The organism is Streptomyces sp. NPDC023527, from assembly GCF_055560115.1.
Map to the genome: position 1 here is coordinate 504,050 of NZ_JBVHJJ010000001.1, position 19,211 is coordinate 523,260.

Below are 19,211 nucleotides of genomic sequence, written 5' to 3' on the forward strand. Positions count from 1 at the left end.
ACGGTTTTCCACCGTTTCCACAGGCCCTACTACTACGACCACAGAGATCTACCGGGGAACTCGCTTCGAAGTGGGGCCTGTGCACAACTCGGCCGCGGACCGCGCCACGCCCTCCGACCCGACTTGACCCCGAGACGCACCGACTGTCAGCGGCGTGCGTCAGACTGGTCTCCGGCAACTCAGCCGACGACGTAGCCAGCAGGGCGAGCCAGCAACAAGCAGGAGGCGGTTCCGGTGAAGATCCGGGTGGAGCGCGATGTACTCGCGGAGGCAGTGGCCTGGGCGGCCCGCAGCCTCCCGGCCCGTCCGCCCGTGCCCGTCCTCGCGGGCCTGCTGCTGAAGGCGGAGGACGGCTCCCTGAGCCTCTCCGGCTTCGACTACGAGGTCTCGGCCCGGGTCTCGGTCGACGCGGATGTGGAGGAGGACGGCACCGTCCTCGTCTCCGGCCGGCTCCTCGCCGACATCTGCCGCGCGCTTCCCAACAGGCCTGTGGAGATCTCCACCGACGGGGTGCGCGTCACCGTCGTCTGCGGCTCGTCGCGATTCACACTCCACACCCTGCCTGTGGAGGAGTACCCGGCCCTGCCGGAGATGCCGACCGCCACCGGCACCGTCCCGGGTGAGGTCTTCGCCGCCGCCGCCGCCCAGGTGGCCATCGCCGCCGGCCGCGACGACACGCTGCCGGTCCTCACCGGTGTCCGCATCGAGATCGAGGGCGACACCGTCACCCTGGCCTCCACGGACCGCTACCGCTTCGCGGTCCGCGAGTTCATGTGGAAGCCCGAGACCCCGGACATCTCCGCGGTCGCCCTGGTGCCCGCCAAGACCCTGCTGGACACCGCCAAGTCCCTCAGTGGCGGCGACACCGTGTCGATCGCCCTGTCCGGCTCCGGCAAGGGCGAGGGCCTCATCGGCTTCGAGGGCGCCGGTCGCCGTACGACCACGCGACTGCTCGAGGGCGACCTGCCGAAGTACCGCACGCTCTTCCCGACCGAGTTCAACTCCGTCGCGGTGATCGAGACGGCCCCCTTCGTCGAGGCCGTCAAGCGCGTGGCGCTCGTCGCCGAGCGGAACACCCCGGTGCGGCTCAGCTTCGAGCAGGGCGTGCTCATCCTGGAGGCCGGCTCCAGCGACGACGCACAGGCTGTGGAAAGGGTCGACGCCCAGCTCGACGGCGACGACATCTCGATCGCGTTCAACCCGGGCTTCCTGCTGGAGGGCCTCTCCGCGATCGACTCCCCGGTCGCCCAGCTGTCCTTCACCACGTCCACCAAGCCCGCGCTGCTCAGCGGCAAGCCGGCCGTGGACGCCGAGGCGGACGACGCGTACAAGTACCTGATCATGCCGGTGCGGCTCTCGGGCTGAGAACCGATCCAACGCTTCTCGAGTGGGTCGGCTGTCCACAGTCGGCCCACTCACCTGTGAGCGGCCGAGCCCACAGCTGTGCGCGGACCCCCGGGCGTAGGCTCGGACGCAGGCATGAACGCAATCAAGGCATAGAGGATCACCCATGGAGCTCGGTCTCATCGGTCTCGGCAAGATGGGCGGCAACATGCGCGAGCGCATCCGCCGCGCAGGCCACACCGTCATCGGATACGACCGCAACGCGGACCTCGCGGATGTCCACAGCCTCCAGGAGCTTGTGGATTCCCTCAAGGGTCCGCGCGTCGTCTGGGTCATGGTCCCGGCCGGCGCCGCCACCCAGTCCACGATCGACGAGCTCGGTGAGCTGCTCTCCCCCGGCGATGTCGTCGTCGACGGCGGAAACTCCCGCTGGACGGACGACGAGAAGCACGCCGACGAGCTGGCGGCCAAGGGCATCGGCTTCGTCGACTGCGGCGTCTCCGGCGGTGTCTGGGGCCTGGAGAACGGCTACGCCCTGATGTACGGCGGCGACGCCGAGAACGTCGCGAAGGTCCAGCCGATCTTCGACGCTCTCAAGCCCGAGGGCGACTTCGGCTCCGTCCACGCGGGCAAGGTCGGCGCGGGCCACTTCGCGAAGATGGTCCACAACGGCATCGAGTACGCGATGATGCAGGCCTACGCCGAGGGCTGGGAGCTCCTGGAGAAGGTCGACTCCGTCACCGACGTGCGCGAGGTCTTCCGCAGCTGGCAGGAGGGCACGGTCATCCGCTCCTGGCTGCTCGACCTGGCCGTCAACGCCCTGGACGACGACGAGCACCTCGACAAGCTGCGCGGCTTCGCCGCGGACTCCGGCGAGGGCCGCTGGACGGTCGAGGCGGCGATCGACAACGCCGTGCCGCTGCCGGCGATCACCGCGTCGCTCTTCGCCCGCTTCGCCTCCCGCCAGGAGGACTCGCCGCAGATGAAGATGATCGCCGCGCTGCGCAACCAGTTCGGTGGCCACGCGGTCGAGAACAAGAAGTAAGACCCAGTAAGTCACCAGCCGGGAGAGGTCGGCGCGCCCCCATGCACGTATCGCATTTGTCGCTGGCCGACTTCCGCTCGTACGCCCGGGTCGAGGTCCCGCTCGACCCGGGCGTCACGGCCTTCGTGGGGCCCAACGGCCAGGGGAAGACCAACCTCGTCGAGGCGGTCGGCTATCTGGCCACGCTCGGCAGCCACCGGGTCTCCTCCGACGCGCCGCTGGTGCGGATGGGCGCCGACCGCGCGATCATCCGTGCGGCCGTCGTCCAGGGCGAGCGCCGGCAGCTGATAGAGCTGGAGCTCAACCCCGGCAAGGCCAACCGCGCCCGGATCAACCGTTCCTCGCAGGTCAAGCCGCGTGACGTGCTCGGCATCGTCCGTACGGTCCTCTTCGCGCCCGAGGACCTGGCGCTGGTCAAGGGTGACCCCGGTGAACGCCGCCGCTTCCTGGACGAGCTGATCACCGCCCGCTCCCCCCGGATAGCCGGTGTGCGCTCCGACTACGACCGCGTACTCAAGCAGCGCAACACCCTGCTCAAGAGCGCGGCCATGGCCCGCCGCCACGGCGGGCGCGGGCTGGACCTGTCCACCCTGGACATCTGGGACCAGCACCTGGCCCGCGTCGGCGCCGAGCTGCTGGCGCAGCGGCTCGACCTGATCGCCACGCTGCGGCCGCTGGCCGACAAGGCGTACGAGCAGCTGGCGCCCGGCGGCGGCCCGGTCGCGTTCGACTACCGCGGCCCGGACGCCATCGAGGGCGCCCACACCCGCGAGGAGCTGTACGAGGCCCTGCTCACGGCGCTCGCGGAGGCGCGCAAGCAGGAGATCGAGCGCGGTGTGACGCTGGTCGGCCCGCACCGCGACGAGCTGCTGCTCAAGCTCGGCCGGCTGCCCGCCAAGGGCTACGCGAGCCACGGCGAGTCCTGGTCGTACGCGCTGGCGCTGCGCCTGGCCTCGTACGAGCTGCTGCGCTCCGAGGGCAATGAGCCGGTCCTCGTGCTGGACGACGTCTTCGCGGAGCTGGACGCCCGGCGCCGGGAGCGGCTGGCGGAGCTGGTCGCGCCGGGTGAGCAGGTGCTGGTGACGGCCGCCGTCGACGACGATGTGCCGGATGTCCTGGTGGGGGCGCGGTACGCGGTCTCGGAAGGCGTGGTGGAGCGCGTATGAACGACGTGCCCGAGAAGCGGCCCGAGGCCGCCAAGACGCCCGAGCCCTCCGGGGTGGACCTGGCGAGGGTGGCGCTGCGCGCCGCGAAGGAGCAGGCGCGGGCGCGAGGGAACGCCGCGCAGCAGAAGAAGCAGGCGCGCCGCGGCGGTCTGCGCTCCGGCGCGCGAGCGGACGGACGCGATCCCCTGCCGCTGGGTGCGGCGATCAACCGGCTGATCACCGAGCGCGGCTGGGAGACGCCCGCGGCGGTGGGCGGGGTGATGGGCCGCTGGCCGCAGATGGTGGGGCCGGAGGTCGCCCTGCACTGCGAGCCGCAGAAGTACGACGAGGACGCGCGGGTGCTGACCGTGCAGTGCGACTCGACGGCCTGGGCGACGCAGTTGCGGCTGCTGGCGCCCCAGCTGGTGGCGCGGCTGAACGCCGATCTGGGCCAGGGCACGGTCAAGCTGATCAAGGTGCTGGGGCCGGGCGGCCCCGCCCGCCGGTACGGCCCGCTGCGCGCGCCCGGCTCCACGGGACCCGGCGACACGTACGGGTGACACGGCGCTCGGCGCCGGCTCCGTCATCCCCCGCAAAGGCCGCGAAGGTCTCGTAACGGACGCGAAGGTCCCGTGACGGATCGGTGAACGATGCGATGCGCGCGAAGCCGTCCGATGAGCGCGCGAGCTCCCCGCGGAAGCGCGCGCGCCCGTGCGGCGCGCCCGGGGCTCACGCGGCTCCGCGACGCCGTCGGCCCGGTACCCCGCTCACGGTTGCGGGCCGTTGACAGCCAGAAGCGCTGAGTGCCGCTGTGAGCCTCTCGGAGCCCGGGTCCACATATAGGGAGTCGGCTGATGCCGGTTCAGGGCGGCACGTGAGGACTCAGGTACCGGCAAACCCCCATTCATGTCAGTGCTACCGGTAGACTGGTGGCAATCCCGCCGCTTGCGGGACACGCCGACCAACGCAGAACGACGCAGCCGCTCCTGCCTGACCCGGGTGGGGTCTCCCCGCCGTAGGCAGGGGAGGGCCTGTGCTGTGCCAGAAAGGGCGCTTCGTGGCCGATTCCGGCAACCCCAACGAGAAGAACGACCCCTCCGAGAAGGAGGTGACCGCCACCGGCTCCTCCGCAGGTGAGACGTCGTACGACGCCAGCGCGATCACCGTCCTGGAGGGGCTGGACGCGGTCCGCAAGCGGCCCGGTATGTACATCGGCTCGACCGGTGAGCGTGGTCTGCACCACCTCGTGCAAGAGGTCGTCGACAACTCCGTCGATGAGGCCATGGCCGGTCACGCGGACACCATCGACGTGACGATCCTGCCCGACGGCGGTGTGCGCGTCGTGGACAACGGCCGCGGCATCCCGGTGGGCATCGTCCCCTCCGAGGGGAAGCCGGCCGTCGAGGTCGTGCTGACCGTGCTGCACGCGGGCGGCAAGTTCGGCGGCGGCGGCTACGCGGTCTCCGGTGGTCTGCACGGCGTCGGCGTTTCCGTCGTCAACGCCCTGTCGACGCGCGTCGCCGTCGAGGTCAAGACCGACGGCTACCGCTGGACGCAGGACTACAAGCTCGGTGTCCCGACCGCCCCGCTCCAGAAGAACGAGGCGACCGACGAGTCGGGCACCTCCGTCACCTTCTGGGCCGACGGCGACATCTTCGAGACCACCGAGTACTCCTTCGAGACGCTCTCGCGGCGCTTCCAGGAGATGGCCTTCCTCAACAAGGGCCTGCGCATCTCGCTGACGGACCTCCGCGCCGACCATGTCGACGAGGAGGGCAAGCCGCTGACGGTGGAGTACCACTACGAAGGCGGCATCGTCGACTTCGTGACGTACCTCAACTCGCGCAAGGGCGAGCTGATCCACCCGACCGTCATCGACATCGAGGCCGAGGACAAGGAGCGCATGCTCTCGGTCGAGATCGCGATGCAGTGGAACAGCCAGTACAGCGAGGGCGTGTACAGCTTCGCGAACACCATCCACACCCACGAGGGCGGTACGCACGAAGAGGGCTTCCGCGCCGCGCTGACCGGTCTGATCAACCGTTACGCCCGCGACAAGAAGCTGCTCCGCGAGAAGGACGACAACCTCGCGGGTGAGGACATCCGCGAGGGTCTGACCGCGATCATCTCTATCAAGCTCGGCGAGCCGCAGTTCGAGGGCCAGACGAAGACCAAGCTCGGCAACACCGAGGCCAAGACCTTCGTCCAGAAGGTGGTCCACGAGCACCTCACGGACTGGCTGGACCGCAACCCCAACGAGGCCGCGGACATCATCCGCAAGTCCATCCAGGCGGCGACGGCCCGCGTGGCGGCCCGCAAGGCCCGCGACCTGACCCGCCGCAAGGGCCTGCTGGAGTCGGCGTCGCTGCCGGGCAAGCTCAGCGACTGCCAGTCCAACGACCCGACGAAGTGCGAGATCTTCATCGTCGAGGGTGACTCCGCCGGCGGCTCGGCCAAGTCCGGCCGCAACCCGCAGTACCAGGCGATCCTCCCGATCCGAGGCAAGATCCTCAACGTCGAGAAGGCGCGGATCGACAAGATCCTCCAGAACACCGAGGTCCAGGCGCTGATCTCCGCCTTCGGCACCGGTGTGCACGAGGACTTCGACATCGCGAAGCTCCGCTATCACAAGATCATCCTGATGGCGGACGCCGACGTCGACGGTCAGCACATCAACACCCTGCTGCTCACCTTCCTCTTCCGCTTTATGCGGCCGCTGGTCGAGGCCGGGCACGTCTACCTCTCCCGCCCCCCGCTGTACAAGATCAAGTGGGGCCGGGACGACTTCGAGTACGCCTACTCCGACCGCGAGCGCGACGCTCTGATCGCGCTCGGCCGCGAGAACGGCAAGCGGATCAGGGACGACTCGGTCCAGCGCTTCAAGGGTCTCGGTGAGATGAACGCCGAGGAGCTGCGCATCACCACCATGGACGTCGACCACCGCGTGCTGGGCCAGGTCACCCTGGACGACGCCGCGCAGGCGGACGACCTGTTCTCGGTGCTCATGGGCGAGGACGTCGAGGCACGGCGCTCCTTCATCCAGCGCAACGCCAAGGACGTCCGCTTCCTCGACATCTGAGCCTGTCGGCCCACGACAAACAGCCGCAGCGCGAAAGGACTTTGAACAGCAATGGCCGACGAGACTCCCGAGACTCCCACCGCCCCGATCCCCGAGGTGACGCCCGAGGGCGCTCCCGCGCCCCTGGAGGGCGTCGGCATGCGCGTCGAGCCCGTGGGGCTCGAGACGGAGATGCAGCGCTCGTACCTCGACTACGCGATGAGCGTCATCGTCTCGCGCGCGCTGCCCGACGTGCGGGACGGGCTCAAGCCCGTGCACCGCCGCGTGCTCTACGCGATGTACGACGGCGGCTACCGGCCCGAGAAGGGCTTCTACAAGTGCGCCCGCGTCGTCGGTGACGTCATGGGTACGTACCACCCGCACGGCGACTCCTCGATCTACGACGCGCTGGTGCGCCTCGCCCAGCACTGGTCGATGCGCATGCCGCTCGTCGACTCCAACGGCAACTTCGGTTCCCCGGGCAACGACCCGGCCGCCGCCATGCGGTACACCGAGTGCAAGATGATGCCGCTGTCGATGGAGATGCTCCGGGACATCGACGAGGAGACCGTCGACTTCCAGGACAACTACGACGGCCGCAACCAGGAGCCGACGGTCCTGCCGGCCCGCTTCCCGAACCTGCTGATCAACGGTTCGGCGGGCATCGCGGTCGGCATGGCCACCAACATCCCGCCGCACAACCTGCGCGAGGTCGCCGAGGGCGCCCAGTGGTACCTGGCCAACCCCGAGGCGACCCCCGAGGAGCTCCTCGACGCGCTCATGGAGCGCATCAAGGGCCCCGACTTCCCGACCGGCGCCCTCGTGGTGGGCCGCAAGGGCATCGAGGAGGCCTACCGCACCGGCCGCGGTTCGATCACCATGCGCGCGGTGGTCGAGGTCGAGGAGATCCAGGGCCGCCAGTGCCTGGTGGTCACCGAGCTGCCCTACCAGGTCAACCCGGACAACCTCGCGCAGAAGATCGCCGACCTGGTGAAGGACGGCAAGATCGGCGGCATCGCCGACGTCCGCGACGAGACCTCCTCGCGCACCGGCCAGCGCCTGGTCGTCGTGCTCAAGCGCGACGCGGTCGCCAAGGTCGTGCTGAACAACCTCTACAAGCACACCGACCTCCAGACGAACTTCGGCGCGAACATGCTGGCGCTCGTCGACGGGGTGCCGCGCACCCTCTCGATCGACGCCTTCATCCGCAACTGGGTCATCCACCAGGTCGAGGTCATCGTCCGGCGCACCCGCTTCCGGCTGCGCAAGGCCGAGGAGCGCGCGCACATCCTGCGCGGCCTGCTCAAGGCGCTCAACGCGATCGACGAGGTCATCGCGCTGATCCGGCGCAGCGACACGGTCGACATCGCGCGCGAGGGCCTGATGGGCCTCCTGGAGATCGACGAGATCCAGGCGAACGCGATCCTGGAGATGCAGCTGCGCCGCCTGGCGGCCCTGGAGCACCAGAAGATCACCGCGGAGCACGACGAGCTCCAGGCGAAGATCAACGAGTACAACGCGATCCTCGCCTCGCCCGAGCGGCAGCGGATGATCATCAGCGAGGAACTGACAGCCATCGTCGAGAAGTTCGGCGACGACCGGCGCTCCAAGCTGGTCCCCTTCGACGGTGACATGTCCATCGAGGACCTCATCGCCGAAGAGGACATCGTCGTCACCATCACCAACGGTGGCTACGTCAAGCGCACCAAGACCGAGGACTACCGCTCGCAGAAGCGCGGCGGCAAGGGCGTGCGGGGCACGAAGCTCAAGCAGGACGACATCGTCGACCACTTCTTCGTCTCCACCACGCACCACTGGCTGCTGTTCTTCACCAACAAGGGCCGGGTCTACCGCGCCAAGGCGTACGAGCTGCCGGACGCCGGCCGGGACGCCCGCGGCCAGCACGTGGCCAACCTGCTGGCCTTCCAGCCGGATGAGAAGATCGCCCAGATCCTCGCCATCCGCGACTACGAGGCGGCACCCTATCTGGTGCTCGCCACCAAGTCGGGTCTGGTGAAGAAGACTTCGCTGAAGGACTACGACTCGCCGCGCTCCGGCGGTGTCATCGCGATCAACCTCCGGGAGACCGACAGCGGCGCCGAGGACGAGCTGATCGGCGCCGAGCTGGTCTCCGCCGAGGACGACCTGCTGCTGGTCAGCAAGAAGGCGCAGTCGATCCGGTTCACCGCGACGGACGAAGCGCTGCGCCCCATGGGCCGCGCCACCTCGGGCGTCAAGGGCATGAGCTTCCGCGAGGGCGACGAGCTGCTCTCGATGAATGTCGTCCGGGCGGGTACGTTCGTCTTCACCGCCACCGACGGCGGGTACGCGAAGCGGACCAATGTCGACGAATACCGCGTCCAGGGCCGAGGTGGCCTCGGTATCAAGGCGGCCAAGATCGTGGAGGATCGTGGCTCGCTGGTCGGCGCGCTGGTGGTCGAGGAGACGGATGAGATCCTCGCCATCACGCTGGGCGGCGGTGTGATCCGTACCCGGGTCAACGAGGTCAGGGAGACGGGCCGTGACACCATGGGCGTCCAGCTGATCAACTTGGGCAAGCGCGATGCCGTCGTGGGCATCGCACGGAATGCCGAGGCCGGTCGCGAGGCTGAAGAGGTCGAGGAGTTGGCCGACGCAGCAGCGGAAGACGGGCCTCAGGCGGCCGAGGGCGCAGCGCCCCCGGCCGAGGACACCGAGGAGTAAGTCGTGAGTCGAGCCACGGGCGCCGCGGCAAGCGGTGCGGGTGCCAAGCGGCGCAGCACCGCGGGCCCTGCCACCGATAAGGCCGGTACCCGTGGCTCTGCCGCCGACGGCGCAGACTCCCAAGGGGGGACCGTGACGGACACCCGAGACCCGAAGCCCTACCACCCGCCGCAGGCGTACGTGCCGCCGGCGGAGGGTTCCGCTTCGGGTTCCGGTTCCACAGACTCCAAGAGCCCGAAGGCCGCCAAGGCGGCGCCGAAGGCTCCCGGAGAGAAGACCGAGACCGCCGATGAGGCGCGGCCGGCCGCCGACGGTGCGGAGCCGGCCGGGAAGCAGGCCGGCAAGGCGGTGCGGGCCGAGAAGCCCGCGCCAACCGGGAAGGCCCAGAAGGCGGCCGCCAAGGCCGCCACGGGGGCCCCGGAGGGCGCTCAGGGCGCCACGGCGAGCCTGCCGGCCGCCCGGCGGCCCGAGGAGCGCCAGGCGCCGCCGAGCCCCGTGGCGGCCCGCCCGGCCCCGCGGACGCGCAAGGCGCGGCTGCGGGTGGCCAAGGCCGACCCGTGGTCGGTGATGAAGGTCAGCTTCCTGCTGTCGATCGCGCTGGGCGTGTGCACGATCGTGGCGGCTGCGGTGCTGTGGACGGTCATGGACGCCATGGGCGTCTTCTCGGCCGTCGGCGGCACGGTCAGCGACGCCACGGGCTCCAGCGAGGGCGGCGGCTTCGACCTGGAGTCGTTCCTGTCGCTGCCGAACGTCCTGCTGATCACTTCGATCATCGCCGTGATCGACGTGGTGCTGGCGACCGCGCTGGCGACGCTCGGGGCGTTCGTCTACAACCTCTCCGCCGGTTTCGTGGGCGGAGTGGAGCTGACTCTCGCCGAGGACGAATAGCGTCCTCGGGCACCGGGGCCCGGGCGATTTTGGGACTGGGCCCCGAGTGCGCTAATCTTTCGGTGTCGCGCGGGGCTATAGCTCAGACGGTTAGAGCGCTTCCCTGATAAGGAAGAGGCCACAGGTTCAAGTCCTGTTAGCCCCACCGCCGGATCGGCCCGGACGGAGAATTCTCCGTCCGGGCCGATCTGTTTTTCCTGGAGGGGGAGTTGAGGCCGGGGCAGGGCGCGGGAAGTGGGCGCCGCCAGGTCACCGATCGGTATCGGCCGGTGTGTATCATCGGCCACCAGAGGTCCCCTTACGTCAAGGAAAGACGAGGTCGCGCGGTGAAGAAGCTCCTCCTGGTCGCACTGGCCGCCATCGGCGGGCTCCTCGTGTACCGCCAGATCCAGGCGGATCGCGCCGAGCAGGATCTGTGGACGGAGGCGACCGACTCCGTGCCCGCAGGTTCGGGTGTGTGAGACAACGAGTCCTGAAGCAGAGCCCCGGCCGCCGACGCGGCCGGGGCTCTGTCGTGTTTCCGGACGATCGCTATTCACTCCTGCAAATAAAATGATTGCAAAGGTGAATCAGCTGGCGGAGAGCGCCCAGACGCCGACCGCCAGGCAGATCAGCGCCACCAGCAGCACCGGAATCGCCACTTTCGCGGGTGGCCCCGGCCGGCGGCGCGGTCCACTCGCGACGGGGGGCCCGCTCCACGCGCCGGACGGGGGTGAGGGCTCGCCGAGCGAGCGCGCCGCGGTGTACGGGCGCGTGGGCGGATAGGCGGGCACAGGAGGCGTCGTGGGCGTCGGTGGGGCGCTCCCGGGCGCGGGTGGGAACGAAGGCGCCGACCGGGGCGTCGGCGCCGTCCAGGGCGGCGGTATGGATTCCGGTACGCCTTCCGCATCCGCGGCCAGTGGCTCGGGCCCGTCGGGGCCGAAGCCCGGGGGCAGGGGCCCCAGATGGTCGAAGACCTCGATCGGCTCCTCGTCCGGGCCGGGGTCGTCCATCAGCTCCACGGCCGCCGCCAGGGCCTTTCGCGCACCCGTGGCCGTACGGAAGCGCATGCCCGGATCGGGCTGCAGGAGGCCCGCGATCATCTGCCAGAGCGGCTCGGGCACCTCTTCCGGCGCGTTCGGTGTGCCCTTTTCCAGAAAACGCCGTACCAGAGCCTCGGCGTCGGGTTTGGCGCCCGTGAGGAGGTACAGGGCCATCAGACCCACGGCGAAGAGATCCGCCGGGAAGTCGGGTTCGTCCCCGAGCATTTGCTCCGGCGCGAAGTAACCGGGCGTGCCCATCACATAGTTGGTGTCCGTCAGCCGCGGCTCGCCTTTGCGCATGGCGATCCCGAAATCGGACAGCCGCAAGTGGGGGCGGCCCTTCCCCGTCGCTTCCAGAAGGACGTTGGCCGGTTTGATGTCCCGGTGCACGACGCCCTCCGCGTGCACCGCCGTGAGCCCCGACAGCAGCTGGTCGAGCAGTACACATACGTAATGCGGCGGTAAGGGCCCGTAGTCGCCGATGAGATGGGCGAGCGAGCCACCGCGCACCACGTCCATGGTGAACAGCACCTTGTCGTCGTCCGCGGCCCAGCTCATGGGCGCCAGCACATGGGGGTGGTCGATCCGCAGCCCCTGCTCGCGGACGAATCTCAGCAGTGTGTGGGCGTCGCTCTGCTGGAGGACCTTCGCGGCCACATAGCGCCGCCGGCGCCGGTCCCAGGCCCGCCAGACGGCACCCACCCCGCCGCGCCCGATCGGGTCCACCAGCTCGTACCGCCCGGCGAAGACCTCACCCATCGCGTCCGCGTCGCCCCCGTATCAGCCGTTCCCGGCACCGGTCCGGCACGGTCACATCAGCTCTGGTGCGCCTCGTAGTGCGCGACCGCCTCGGCGGTCCGCCCGGCGCCGTACACCCGCAGGAATTCGGCCAGTTCGGGGTGGGTGGGGGCGAGGACCTTGGCGGCGTCGATGATGTCGCCGGCGCCCGCCACCGAGCGCAGCAGCGACTGGATCTCGCGCACCACCCGCCGTACGGTCGGCGCACCGCTGCTGGCGGTGGTCTGGGTGGAGTTGAGGACCGAGCCGCCCGAGCTCTTCTTGACCTCCTCCATGCGGTCCGCCGCTTCGGCGGCGCTCACGCTGCCGTCGGCGACCTGGCTGGAGAGCTCCTGGAGGGCCTGTACGCGCTGCACCACCGCGGGATTGCCGATCTTCGCCCGCTGACCGCTCATCAGCTGGGAGAGCATGGGCGCGGACAGCCCCAGGACGGAGGCGAGACGGGCCTGGTTGAGACCGAGATCGTCGATGAGACGGCGGAAGAGCGCCCCCAAGGGCTCCCCGTACCAGCTCCGCTGGAGCTCCCGTGCGCGGGCGGTGGCTTCCTGCTGTGCTGCGTCCATCTCGCTCTCCCCTTCGCTTCGCTGCCGCGAATCTTGCGGTGCATCCTACGGAGAGTGCTGGGCCCCGGCGATACCCGGTCGGGAAAGAGCGCCGGCACCGGGTATCCTGATCGGCGAAGGGGCCTTAGCTCAGTTGGTAGAGCGCCGTCTTTGCATGGCGGATGTCAGGAGTTCGACTCTCCTAGGCTCCACAGCGACAAGCCGCGAGGCGGGAGACCACCGGGTCTCCCGCCTCGCGGCTTTTTCCGCCTCAAGAGCGGATCGGCGCAGGTCGGAGCAGCACGTCAGCGCTGGTCGCCGCGCTCCTCGATGTCGTCCTCCACCCGGTCCTCAAGATCCTGCTTGGCCTGGACCTCGGGGTCGAGGGAGGCTTCCGAGCTGCCGTCCACCGAGGTCAGCGGTGCGCGGTCGGCGACCTCGGTGGGGGCCGGCGGCTCGACGAGCCAGTCGGGGTTGGCCTGCTTGTCCCACCACTTCCAGGCGGCGTACGCGCCTCCGGCCAGCAGCCCGAGCAGCGCGAACCGCTTCGCCGCGCGCCCGGCGCGGCCCCTGCGGTCGCGGCGCCGCACCAGCTTCTCGATGTCGGCGGCCGAGACCTGGCCGCGCAGGGCGGCCAGCGCCGCGGCGGACCGGGCGACGGCCTCCTCACGCACGGGCTCGGCGACGGCGCGGGCCTTGGCGGCGGCCTGGTCGACCTTGGGCGGCAGGGAGCCGCGGACGTGCTCGAGCCGGGGGGCGAGATGCGCGTGGTACTGCTCGCCGGCGGTGTGGCGGGCGTGCCGGGCCGCGGTCGAGACCTTGGGGGCGAGCTGGGTACGGGTTTCGTGCGCGAAGTGCACGGCGGCGTCCTTGGCCGTGCCGGCGTAGGGCGCCACCACTTCCGCGGCGTGCCGCACGCTGTCCTTCGCCGTGCATGTCGCGGCGCGCACGCTGTCCTTGCGGGTCACGAGAACCTCCTCCTCGGTGGCGTGTCTTTTGTCGCCTTTCCACCCAGTGAGAAATCATGCCTGCCGTTGGGCGGTCCGGCATGTGTGAGCGGGCATCCGGGTCATCGGAGAGCTTGTGGGGAGCCGTGGACGGCTTCGGTGAGTTCTTCCGGGAGCTTCGGTCGACAATGCCACGATTCCGCGCGGCGCGCGGGTGTTTGCCCGCTACTCGCCGCGAAGCGGTCCGTGCGAGGATCGGTAGCCGTCAGTGGAGACTATGGAAGGTAGACCGTGGCCGAGCAGCTCTACGCCACCCTGAAGACCAACCAGGGCGACATCGAGATCCGGCTCCTGCCGGACCACGCCCCCAAGACGGTGCGGAACTTCGTCGAGCTCGCCAAGGGCGAGCGTGAGTGGGTCAACCCGGAGACGGGAGCCAAGACGACGGACAAGCTGTACGACGGTACGGTCTTCCACCGCGTCATCGAGGGCTTCATGATCCAGGGCGGCGACCCGCTCGGGAACGGCACCGGCGGTCCCGGCTACAAGTTCGCCGACGAGTTCCACCCGGACCTGGCCTTCACCAAGCCGTACCTGCTGGCCATGGCCAACGCCGGACCGGGCACCAACGGCTCGCAGTTCTTCATCACCGTCTCGCCCACCGCCTGGCTGACCGGCAAGCACACCATCTTCGGCGAGGTCGCGAGCGACGCCGGCAAGAAGGTCGTGGACGCGATCGCCACCGCGGACACCAATCCGCGCACCGACCGCCCGGTGAACGACGTCGTCATCGAGTCGGTCGTGGTCGAGTCCCGCAAGGGCTGACCGGCCTCCCGCACGGGAACCCGGTGCCCCGCCCGTCCGTATGACGGGCGGGGCCGTGCGTCGCAACAGGCCCGCCCGTGACAGCGCGAGGGGAACGCATGAACGACCAGGCCGTCGGCTGCTACCGGCACCCGGACCGGGAGACAGGCATCCGCTGCACCCGCTGTGAGCGGCCGATCTGTCCGGACTGCATGGTCAGCGCGTCCGTGGGTTTCCAGTGCCCGGACTGCGCGGGCGGCCGTACGGACGCCCATGCCGCCGGCCCGGCCGCCGCCCCGCGCGACATCGCACCCCGCACGATCGCGGGCGGCGCCCACACGGCGGACCCACGCCTGGTGACCAAGATCCTCCTCGGGCTGAACGTGGCCCTGTGGATCGCGGTGATGGCCGTGGGCGACCAGGTGCTCGACGACCTGGAGCTCTTCGGCCGGGCATTCCTCGACGGCCGGTTGCAAGGCGTCGCGGAGGGCCAGCCGTACCGCCTGCTGACGGCGATGTTCCTGCATCAGGCGCCGATGCACATCGCCTTCAACATGCTCTCGCTGTGGTGGCTCGGTCCTCCGCTGGAGGCGGCGCTGGGCCGCGTCCGCTTCATCGCGCTCTATCTGCTGTCCGGCCTCGGCGGCAGCGCGCTGACCTTCGTCGTCGCCGACCCCCACCAGCCCTCGCTGGGCGCCTCCGGTGCGATCTTCGGCCTGCTGGGCGCGACGGCGGTGCTGATGCGCCGGCTCAACTACGACATGCGCCCGGTCGTCGCGCTGCTCGTACTCAATCTGATCTTCACCTTCACGTGGCACAACATCGCCTGGCAGGCGCACATCGGCGGGCTCGTGGTGGGCACCGCCGTCGCGTACGGGCTGGTGCACGCCCCCCGGGAGAAGCGCGCGCTGGTGCAGCGGGTCACCTGCGGGCTGGCGCTGCTGGTGATCGTCGCGGCGGTGGCCGCGCGCACGCTCCAGCTCGGCGGCTGAGCCCCGGCGCCACACCGCCGCCGATCTTCACAGCGGCCCGGACCGGGCTGTTCCCCACCGGTTGTCCACAGCGCGTACAGGATGTTGTGCACGCTGTGGGGAACAGCTGTCCGAGATCGCACAGAGCTACGTTTCCGCTGGAAGCGGCCCTGTGTACGGGGCTACCCAGCGCTTGTGATCAGTCACACCGGCGTCAACGCCTGGGAAGTTATCCACAGATCTTCTGAGTTTTCCCCACTGTGGACGAGGGTGTGGATAACTCCCCGGCAGGCTCCCCGGAGGGCTTGCGCGAGAGGGCCGACCGGCCCTACTTCCACTGCGTGGAGACCACGAACCCCGCCGCGATGAAGCCGAAGCCGACCACGATGTTCCAGTTGTGGAGCGACTCCACCGGCATATCGCCACTGGTCACATAGAAGACGACGATCCAGGCCAGCCCGATGAGGAACATCGCCAGCATCAGCGGCGCCACCCAGCTGCGACCGCTGGTCAGCTTGATGCTCTGCTGCTGCTTCGCCGGCGGCGGCGTGAAGTCGTCCTTCTTGCGGATCCGTGACTTCGGCACGAGGAACTCTCCTGTCGATGCGCTGCGTGACCGCGCTGGGGTTACAAGGGCTGGCCGCCGAGTCGGGGGCGACGGACGCCACCTTCTCTCAGGCGTCCGTTAGCGTAGTGCTTCCGCGGCGTCGGAGAGGATAAGGGTACGTTGAGCAATTCTGCCGACTCCACCAGCACGCCTTCCCGGCGATTCCGACCGGTACGTCTGCTGACCGCCGGCGTCTTCGCGCTCGCCGGCCTGATCTTCTGGATGAGCTTCAACACCGCTCAGGGCACCGACATCCGCACCGACGACTCGATGCTGCGGCTGTCCGACCTCATCCAGGAACGCAGCCGCAAGAACGCCGAGCTGGACGAGAGCGCCGGCGCCACCCGCTCCCAGGTCGACGCCCTCGCCCGGCGCGACAGCGGCAACACCGCCGCCGAGAACCGCGAGCTGGCCGCCCTGGAGACGGGCGCCGGCACCAAGGAGCTCAAGGGGACGGGGATGACCGTCACCCTCACCGACGCACCGCCCAACGCCACCGCCAAGATCCCCGGCGTGCCCGAGCCCCAGCCCAACGACCTGGTCATCCATCAGCAGGACCTCCAGGCCGTCGTCAACGCCCTGTGGCAGGGCGGCGCCAAGGGGATCGAGGTGATGGACCAGCGGCTGATCTCCACCAGCGCCGTCCGCTGCGTCGGCAACACCCTCATCCTCCAGGGCCGCGTCTACTCCCCGCCCTACAAGGTCACCGCCGTCGGCGACCGCGGGGCGCTGCGCAAGGCCCTGGACAGCTCCCCCGCGATCCAGAACTACCTCCAGTACGTCAACGCGTACGGGCTCGGCTGGAAAGTCGACCAGCACGACGCGGTGACTCTTCCCGGTTACTCGGGCACAGTGGATCTCCACTACGCGAAGCCCACGGGGTAACCGAGGAGGGGAGCGCCGGTGAGCGCGCGACTCGTCGTCCGGACACTCAGCGAACTGTGCGTCACCGTCGGCACCCTGCTCGTCCTCCTCGTGGTCTACATCCTGTACTGGACCGGCGTACGGGCGGACAGCGCCATGGACGGCGAGCTGGGCCGCCTCCAGGAACAGTGGTCCAGCGGGCCCGTCGCCCAGGACGCTCCCCCCGCCCGCGGCGGCGACCGGGCGGCGCCCGCCCCCACCCGCCCCTACCGCGACGGCCGGCCCTTCGCGGTCATGTACATCCCGCGCTTCGGCGCCGGCTGGGCCAAGCCCGTACTCCAGGGCACCGGCACCGAGCTGCTGAAGAAGGGCCTCGGCCACTACGACCGGACCGCGCGGCTCGGCGAGACCGGCAACTTCGCCGTCGCCGGCCACCGCCGCACCTACGGCGACCCCTTCAAGGACGTCCCCCGGCTGCGCCCCGGCGACCCCGTCGTCCTGACGGACGGCACGACCTGGTTCACCTACCGCGTCGACTCCGAGCCGTACCGGACCCTGCCCGACGACATAGGGGTCATCGACCCCGTACCGGCCAAGTCCGGCTACCGCGGACCGGGCCGCTATCTGACCCTCACCACCTGCGACCCGGAGTGGGGCCACAGCCACCGACTGATCGTCTGGGCGCATCTGGACGCCACCCGGGCCGTCGCGGACGGCAAGCCGAAGGCTTTGGCCGGCTGACCCACCGGGCCCGCGCGCGCCCCTTAGTCTGGTGCTGCAAAACGACTCTCGACCACGTCATCGGCAAGTAGGGACAGCATGTACGGCTGGATCTGGCGGCATCTGCCGGGCAACGCATGGGTGCGGGCGCTGACCTCGCTGGTGCTCGTGCTGGCGATCGTCTACGTCCTCTTCCAGTACGTCTTCCCCTGGGCGGAACCGCTGCTGCCGTTCAACGACGTGACGGTCGACAACGGAATGGCGGTCAACCGATGAGCGCGCGCATCCTCGTCGTGGACAACTACGACAGCTTCGTCTTCAACCTCGTCCAGTACCTCTACCAGCTCGGTGCCGAGTGCGAGGTGCGGCGCAATGACGAGGTCGACCTGGGCCACGCCCAGGACGGCTTCGACGGCGTGCTGCTGTCGCCCGGTCCGGGCGCGCCCGAGCAGGCGGGCGTGTGTATCGACATGGTGCGCCACTGCGCGGCCACCGGGGTGCCGGTGTTCGGCGTGTGCCTGGGGATGCAGTCGATGGCCGTCGCGTACGGCGGTGTCGTCGGCCGGGCCCCGGAGCTGCTGCACGGCAAGACGTCGCTGGTGACCCACGAGGGTCTCGGCGTCTTCGAGGGCCTGCCCTCGCCCTTCACGGCCACCCGCTACCACTCCCTCGCCGTCGAGCGGGAGAGCTGGCCCGAGGAGCTGGAGATCACCGCCTGGACGGACTCGGGCATCGCGATGGGCCTGCGCCACCGCGAGCTGGCCGTCGAGGGCGTGCAGTTCCACCCCGAGTCGGTGCTCACCGAATGGGGCCACCGGATGCTCGCCAACTGGCTGGTGGCCTGCGGTGACACGGCCGCCGTGAAGCGCTCGGAGGGGCTCGCCCCGGTGGTGGGCAAGGCCGGGGCGTGACCTCGCGCCCCCGCGTCGTATCGCAGCCCCTGCCGCCCGAGGACCAGGCGACCATGGTGCTGCGGGCGGTCCGGGGGGCGGACCCGCCCGCCCGGACGGACAGCGGCCGGGCGGCCCGCAGGAAGGCCGCCCGGCGGGCCCGCAGGGGCAGCGTGGGCGTGCTGCTGTGCCGGTCGGTCGGCGAGCTGTTCATCACCCTCGGCGCGCTGATGCTGCTCTTCGTCGCGTACCAGCTGTACTGGACGAACGTGATCGCCCACTTCCAGGCCGGCGGCACCACCGATCATCTGCGGGACTCCTGGAAGAAGGACGAGGGCGTCGACCGGGACGCGGGCGCGTTCTCGCCGGGCGAGGGCTTCGCGATCCTCTACATCCCCTCGCTGGACGTGAAGGCGCCGATCGCCGAGGGCATCGGCAAGCAGAAGGTCCTGGACCGGGGGATGGTCGGCCACTACGGCGAGGGCGCGCTGAAGACGGCGATGCCCTGGGACAAGGAGGGGAACTTCGCCCTGGCCGCCCACCGCAACACCCATGGCGAACCGTTCCGGTACGTCAACCGGCTGAAGCCCGGTGACAAGATCGTGGTGGAGACGCGAAGCGCCTTCTACACCTATGAGATGACCACCCGGCTGGATCAGACCTCGCCGGCGAATGTCACGGTCATCAGGCCCGTACCGACGGGTTCGGGCTTCACCCGGCCCGGCCGCTACATCACGCTCACGACCTGCACTCCGGAATTCACCAGTACGTATCGTCTGATCGTCTGGGGCAAGATGGTCGACGAGCGGCCACGGAGCAAGGGCAAGCCGGACGCCCTCGTCGAGTGAACGGGCCGCCGGGCG

General features: G+C 69.8%; 18 protein-coding genes, 2 tRNA genes and 1 pseudogene. 17 read left to right on the forward strand and 4 right to left on the reverse strand.

Annotation, left to right across the window (positions count from 1 at the left end):
* Positions 1-234: 234 nt before the first annotated feature.
* The 9 genes from dnaN (at position 235) to ACZ303_RS02340 (ending at position 10,644) form a co-directional block, all read left to right on the forward strand.
* Positions 235-1,365 carry a DNA polymerase III subunit beta gene (gene dnaN, locus ACZ303_RS02300; protein ID WP_467334185.1) on the forward strand — a complete coding sequence of 377 codons (1,131 nt, stop codon included), beginning with the start codon at positions 235-237 and terminating at the stop codon, positions 1,363-1,365.
* Between the two features lie 145 nt (positions 1,366-1,510).
* Positions 1,511-2,389, forward strand: a complete 879-nt coding sequence (gnd, locus tag ACZ303_RS02305; protein ID WP_467334187.1) for a phosphogluconate dehydrogenase (NAD(+)-dependent, decarboxylating) — start codon at positions 1,511-1,513, stop codon at positions 2,387-2,389.
* A gap of 41 nt (positions 2,390-2,430) precedes the next feature.
* A complete protein-coding gene (recF, locus tag ACZ303_RS02310; RefSeq protein WP_467334189.1) occupies positions 2,431-3,555 on the forward strand; it encodes a DNA replication/repair protein RecF in 1,125 nt (374 codons plus the stop codon).
* Positions 3,552-4,094, forward strand: coding sequence for a DciA family protein (locus ACZ303_RS02315; RefSeq protein ID WP_467334191.1), 543 nt, complete (start codon positions 3,552-3,554; stop codon positions 4,092-4,094). Before recF ends, ACZ303_RS02315 begins: the two co-directional genes overlap by 4 nt.
* Positions 4,095-4,567: 473 nt before the next feature.
* Entirely contained in the window at positions 4,568-6,613 is a 2,046-nt protein-coding gene (gene gyrB / locus ACZ303_RS02320; RefSeq protein WP_467334193.1) for a DNA topoisomerase (ATP-hydrolyzing) subunit B, read from the forward strand.
* Between the two features lie 51 nt (positions 6,614-6,664).
* Positions 6,665-9,295, forward strand: coding sequence for a DNA gyrase subunit A (gene gyrA, locus ACZ303_RS02325; RefSeq protein WP_467334194.1), 2,631 nt, complete (start codon positions 6,665-6,667; stop codon positions 9,293-9,295).
* A 3-nt stretch (positions 9,296-9,298) separates the two neighbouring features.
* Positions 9,299-10,183, forward strand: a complete 885-nt coding sequence (locus tag ACZ303_RS02330; RefSeq protein ID WP_467334196.1) for a DUF3566 domain-containing protein — start codon at positions 9,299-9,301, stop codon at positions 10,181-10,183.
* A gap of 71 nt (positions 10,184-10,254) precedes the next feature.
* Positions 10,255-10,328: transfer RNA gene (locus ACZ303_RS02335), tRNA-Ile, on the forward strand.
* 181 nt (positions 10,329-10,509) lie between these two features.
* Positions 10,510-10,644, forward strand: coding sequence for a DLW-39 family protein (locus tag ACZ303_RS02340; protein WP_003958712.1), 135 nt, complete (start codon positions 10,510-10,512; stop codon positions 10,642-10,644).
* 108 nt (positions 10,645-10,752) lie between these two features.
* Here the strand turns inward: ACZ303_RS02340 and ACZ303_RS02345 are convergent, their stop codons facing one another.
* Both ACZ303_RS02345 and ACZ303_RS02350 read right to left on the reverse strand, forming a co-directional pair.
* Entirely contained in the window at positions 10,753-11,964 is a 1,212-nt protein-coding gene (locus tag ACZ303_RS02345; RefSeq protein WP_467334198.1) for a serine/threonine-protein kinase, read from the reverse strand.
* A gap of 56 nt (positions 11,965-12,020) precedes the next feature.
* The gene (locus ACZ303_RS02350) at positions 12,021-12,566 is read right to left on the reverse strand and encodes a helix-turn-helix domain-containing protein (RefSeq protein ID WP_467334200.1); all 546 of its coding nucleotides are present in this window, start codon (positions 12,564-12,566) and stop codon (positions 12,021-12,023) included.
* 118 nt (positions 12,567-12,684) lie between these two features.
* Here ACZ303_RS02350 and ACZ303_RS02355 point away from each other — a divergent pair.
* Positions 12,685-12,757: transfer RNA gene (locus ACZ303_RS02355), tRNA-Ala, on the forward strand.
* Between the two features lie 93 nt (positions 12,758-12,850).
* Here ACZ303_RS02355 and ACZ303_RS02360 read toward each other — a convergent pair.
* On the reverse strand, positions 12,851-13,513 hold the full coding sequence (locus ACZ303_RS02360; protein ID WP_467334202.1) for a DUF5324 family protein: 663 nt from the start codon (positions 13,511-13,513) through the stop codon (positions 12,851-12,853).
* Between the two features lie 270 nt (positions 13,514-13,783).
* Between ACZ303_RS02360 and ACZ303_RS02365 the strand changes: the two genes are divergently transcribed.
* Together ACZ303_RS02365 and ACZ303_RS02370 are read left to right on the forward strand one after the other, a co-directional pair.
* Positions 13,784-14,317 carry a peptidylprolyl isomerase gene (locus ACZ303_RS02365; protein WP_467334204.1) on the forward strand — a complete coding sequence of 178 codons (534 nt, stop codon included), beginning with the start codon at positions 13,784-13,786 and terminating at the stop codon, positions 14,315-14,317.
* 98 nt (positions 14,318-14,415) lie between these two features.
* Positions 14,416-15,288 (forward strand): rhomboid family intramembrane serine protease, encoded by an 873-nt coding sequence (locus tag ACZ303_RS02370; protein ID WP_467334206.1) that lies wholly within the window; start codon positions 14,416-14,418, stop codon positions 15,286-15,288.
* A gap of 307 nt (positions 15,289-15,595) precedes the next feature.
* Here the strand turns inward: ACZ303_RS02370 and crgA are convergent, their stop codons facing one another.
* Positions 15,596-15,853, reverse strand: a complete 258-nt coding sequence (crgA, locus tag ACZ303_RS02375) for a cell division protein CrgA (protein WP_467334208.1) — start codon at positions 15,851-15,853, stop codon at positions 15,596-15,598.
* Between the two features lie 141 nt (positions 15,854-15,994).
* On the opposite strand from crgA, the gene ACZ303_RS02380 reads away from it, so the two are divergent.
* The 5 genes and pseudogenes from ACZ303_RS02380 to ACZ303_RS02400 form a co-directional block, all read left to right on the forward strand.
* Complete coding sequence (locus ACZ303_RS02380) at positions 15,995-16,759, forward strand: DUF881 domain-containing protein (protein WP_467334210.1); 765 nt, start codon at positions 15,995-15,997, stop codon at positions 16,757-16,759.
* Between the two features lie 18 nt (positions 16,760-16,777).
* Positions 16,778-17,479: a class E sortase gene (locus tag ACZ303_RS02385; RefSeq protein WP_467334212.1), complete on the forward strand. Its 702-nt coding sequence runs from the start codon at positions 16,778-16,780 to the stop codon at positions 17,477-17,479.
* Between the two features lie 78 nt (positions 17,480-17,557).
* Entirely contained in the window at positions 17,558-17,734 is a 177-nt protein-coding gene (locus ACZ303_RS02390; RefSeq protein WP_467334214.1) for a hypothetical protein, read from the forward strand.
* Complete coding sequence (locus tag ACZ303_RS02395; protein ID WP_467334216.1) at positions 17,731-18,369, forward strand: aminodeoxychorismate/anthranilate synthase component II; 639 nt, start codon at positions 17,731-17,733, stop codon at positions 18,367-18,369. Before ACZ303_RS02390 ends, ACZ303_RS02395 begins: the two co-directional genes overlap by 4 nt.
* Positions 18,333-19,196: pseudogene (locus ACZ303_RS02400) on the forward strand (class E sortase); the annotation flags it as partial. The gene ACZ303_RS02395 and the pseudogene ACZ303_RS02400, both read left to right, overlap by 37 nt.
* Between the last annotated feature and the right edge of the window lie 15 nt (positions 19,197-19,211).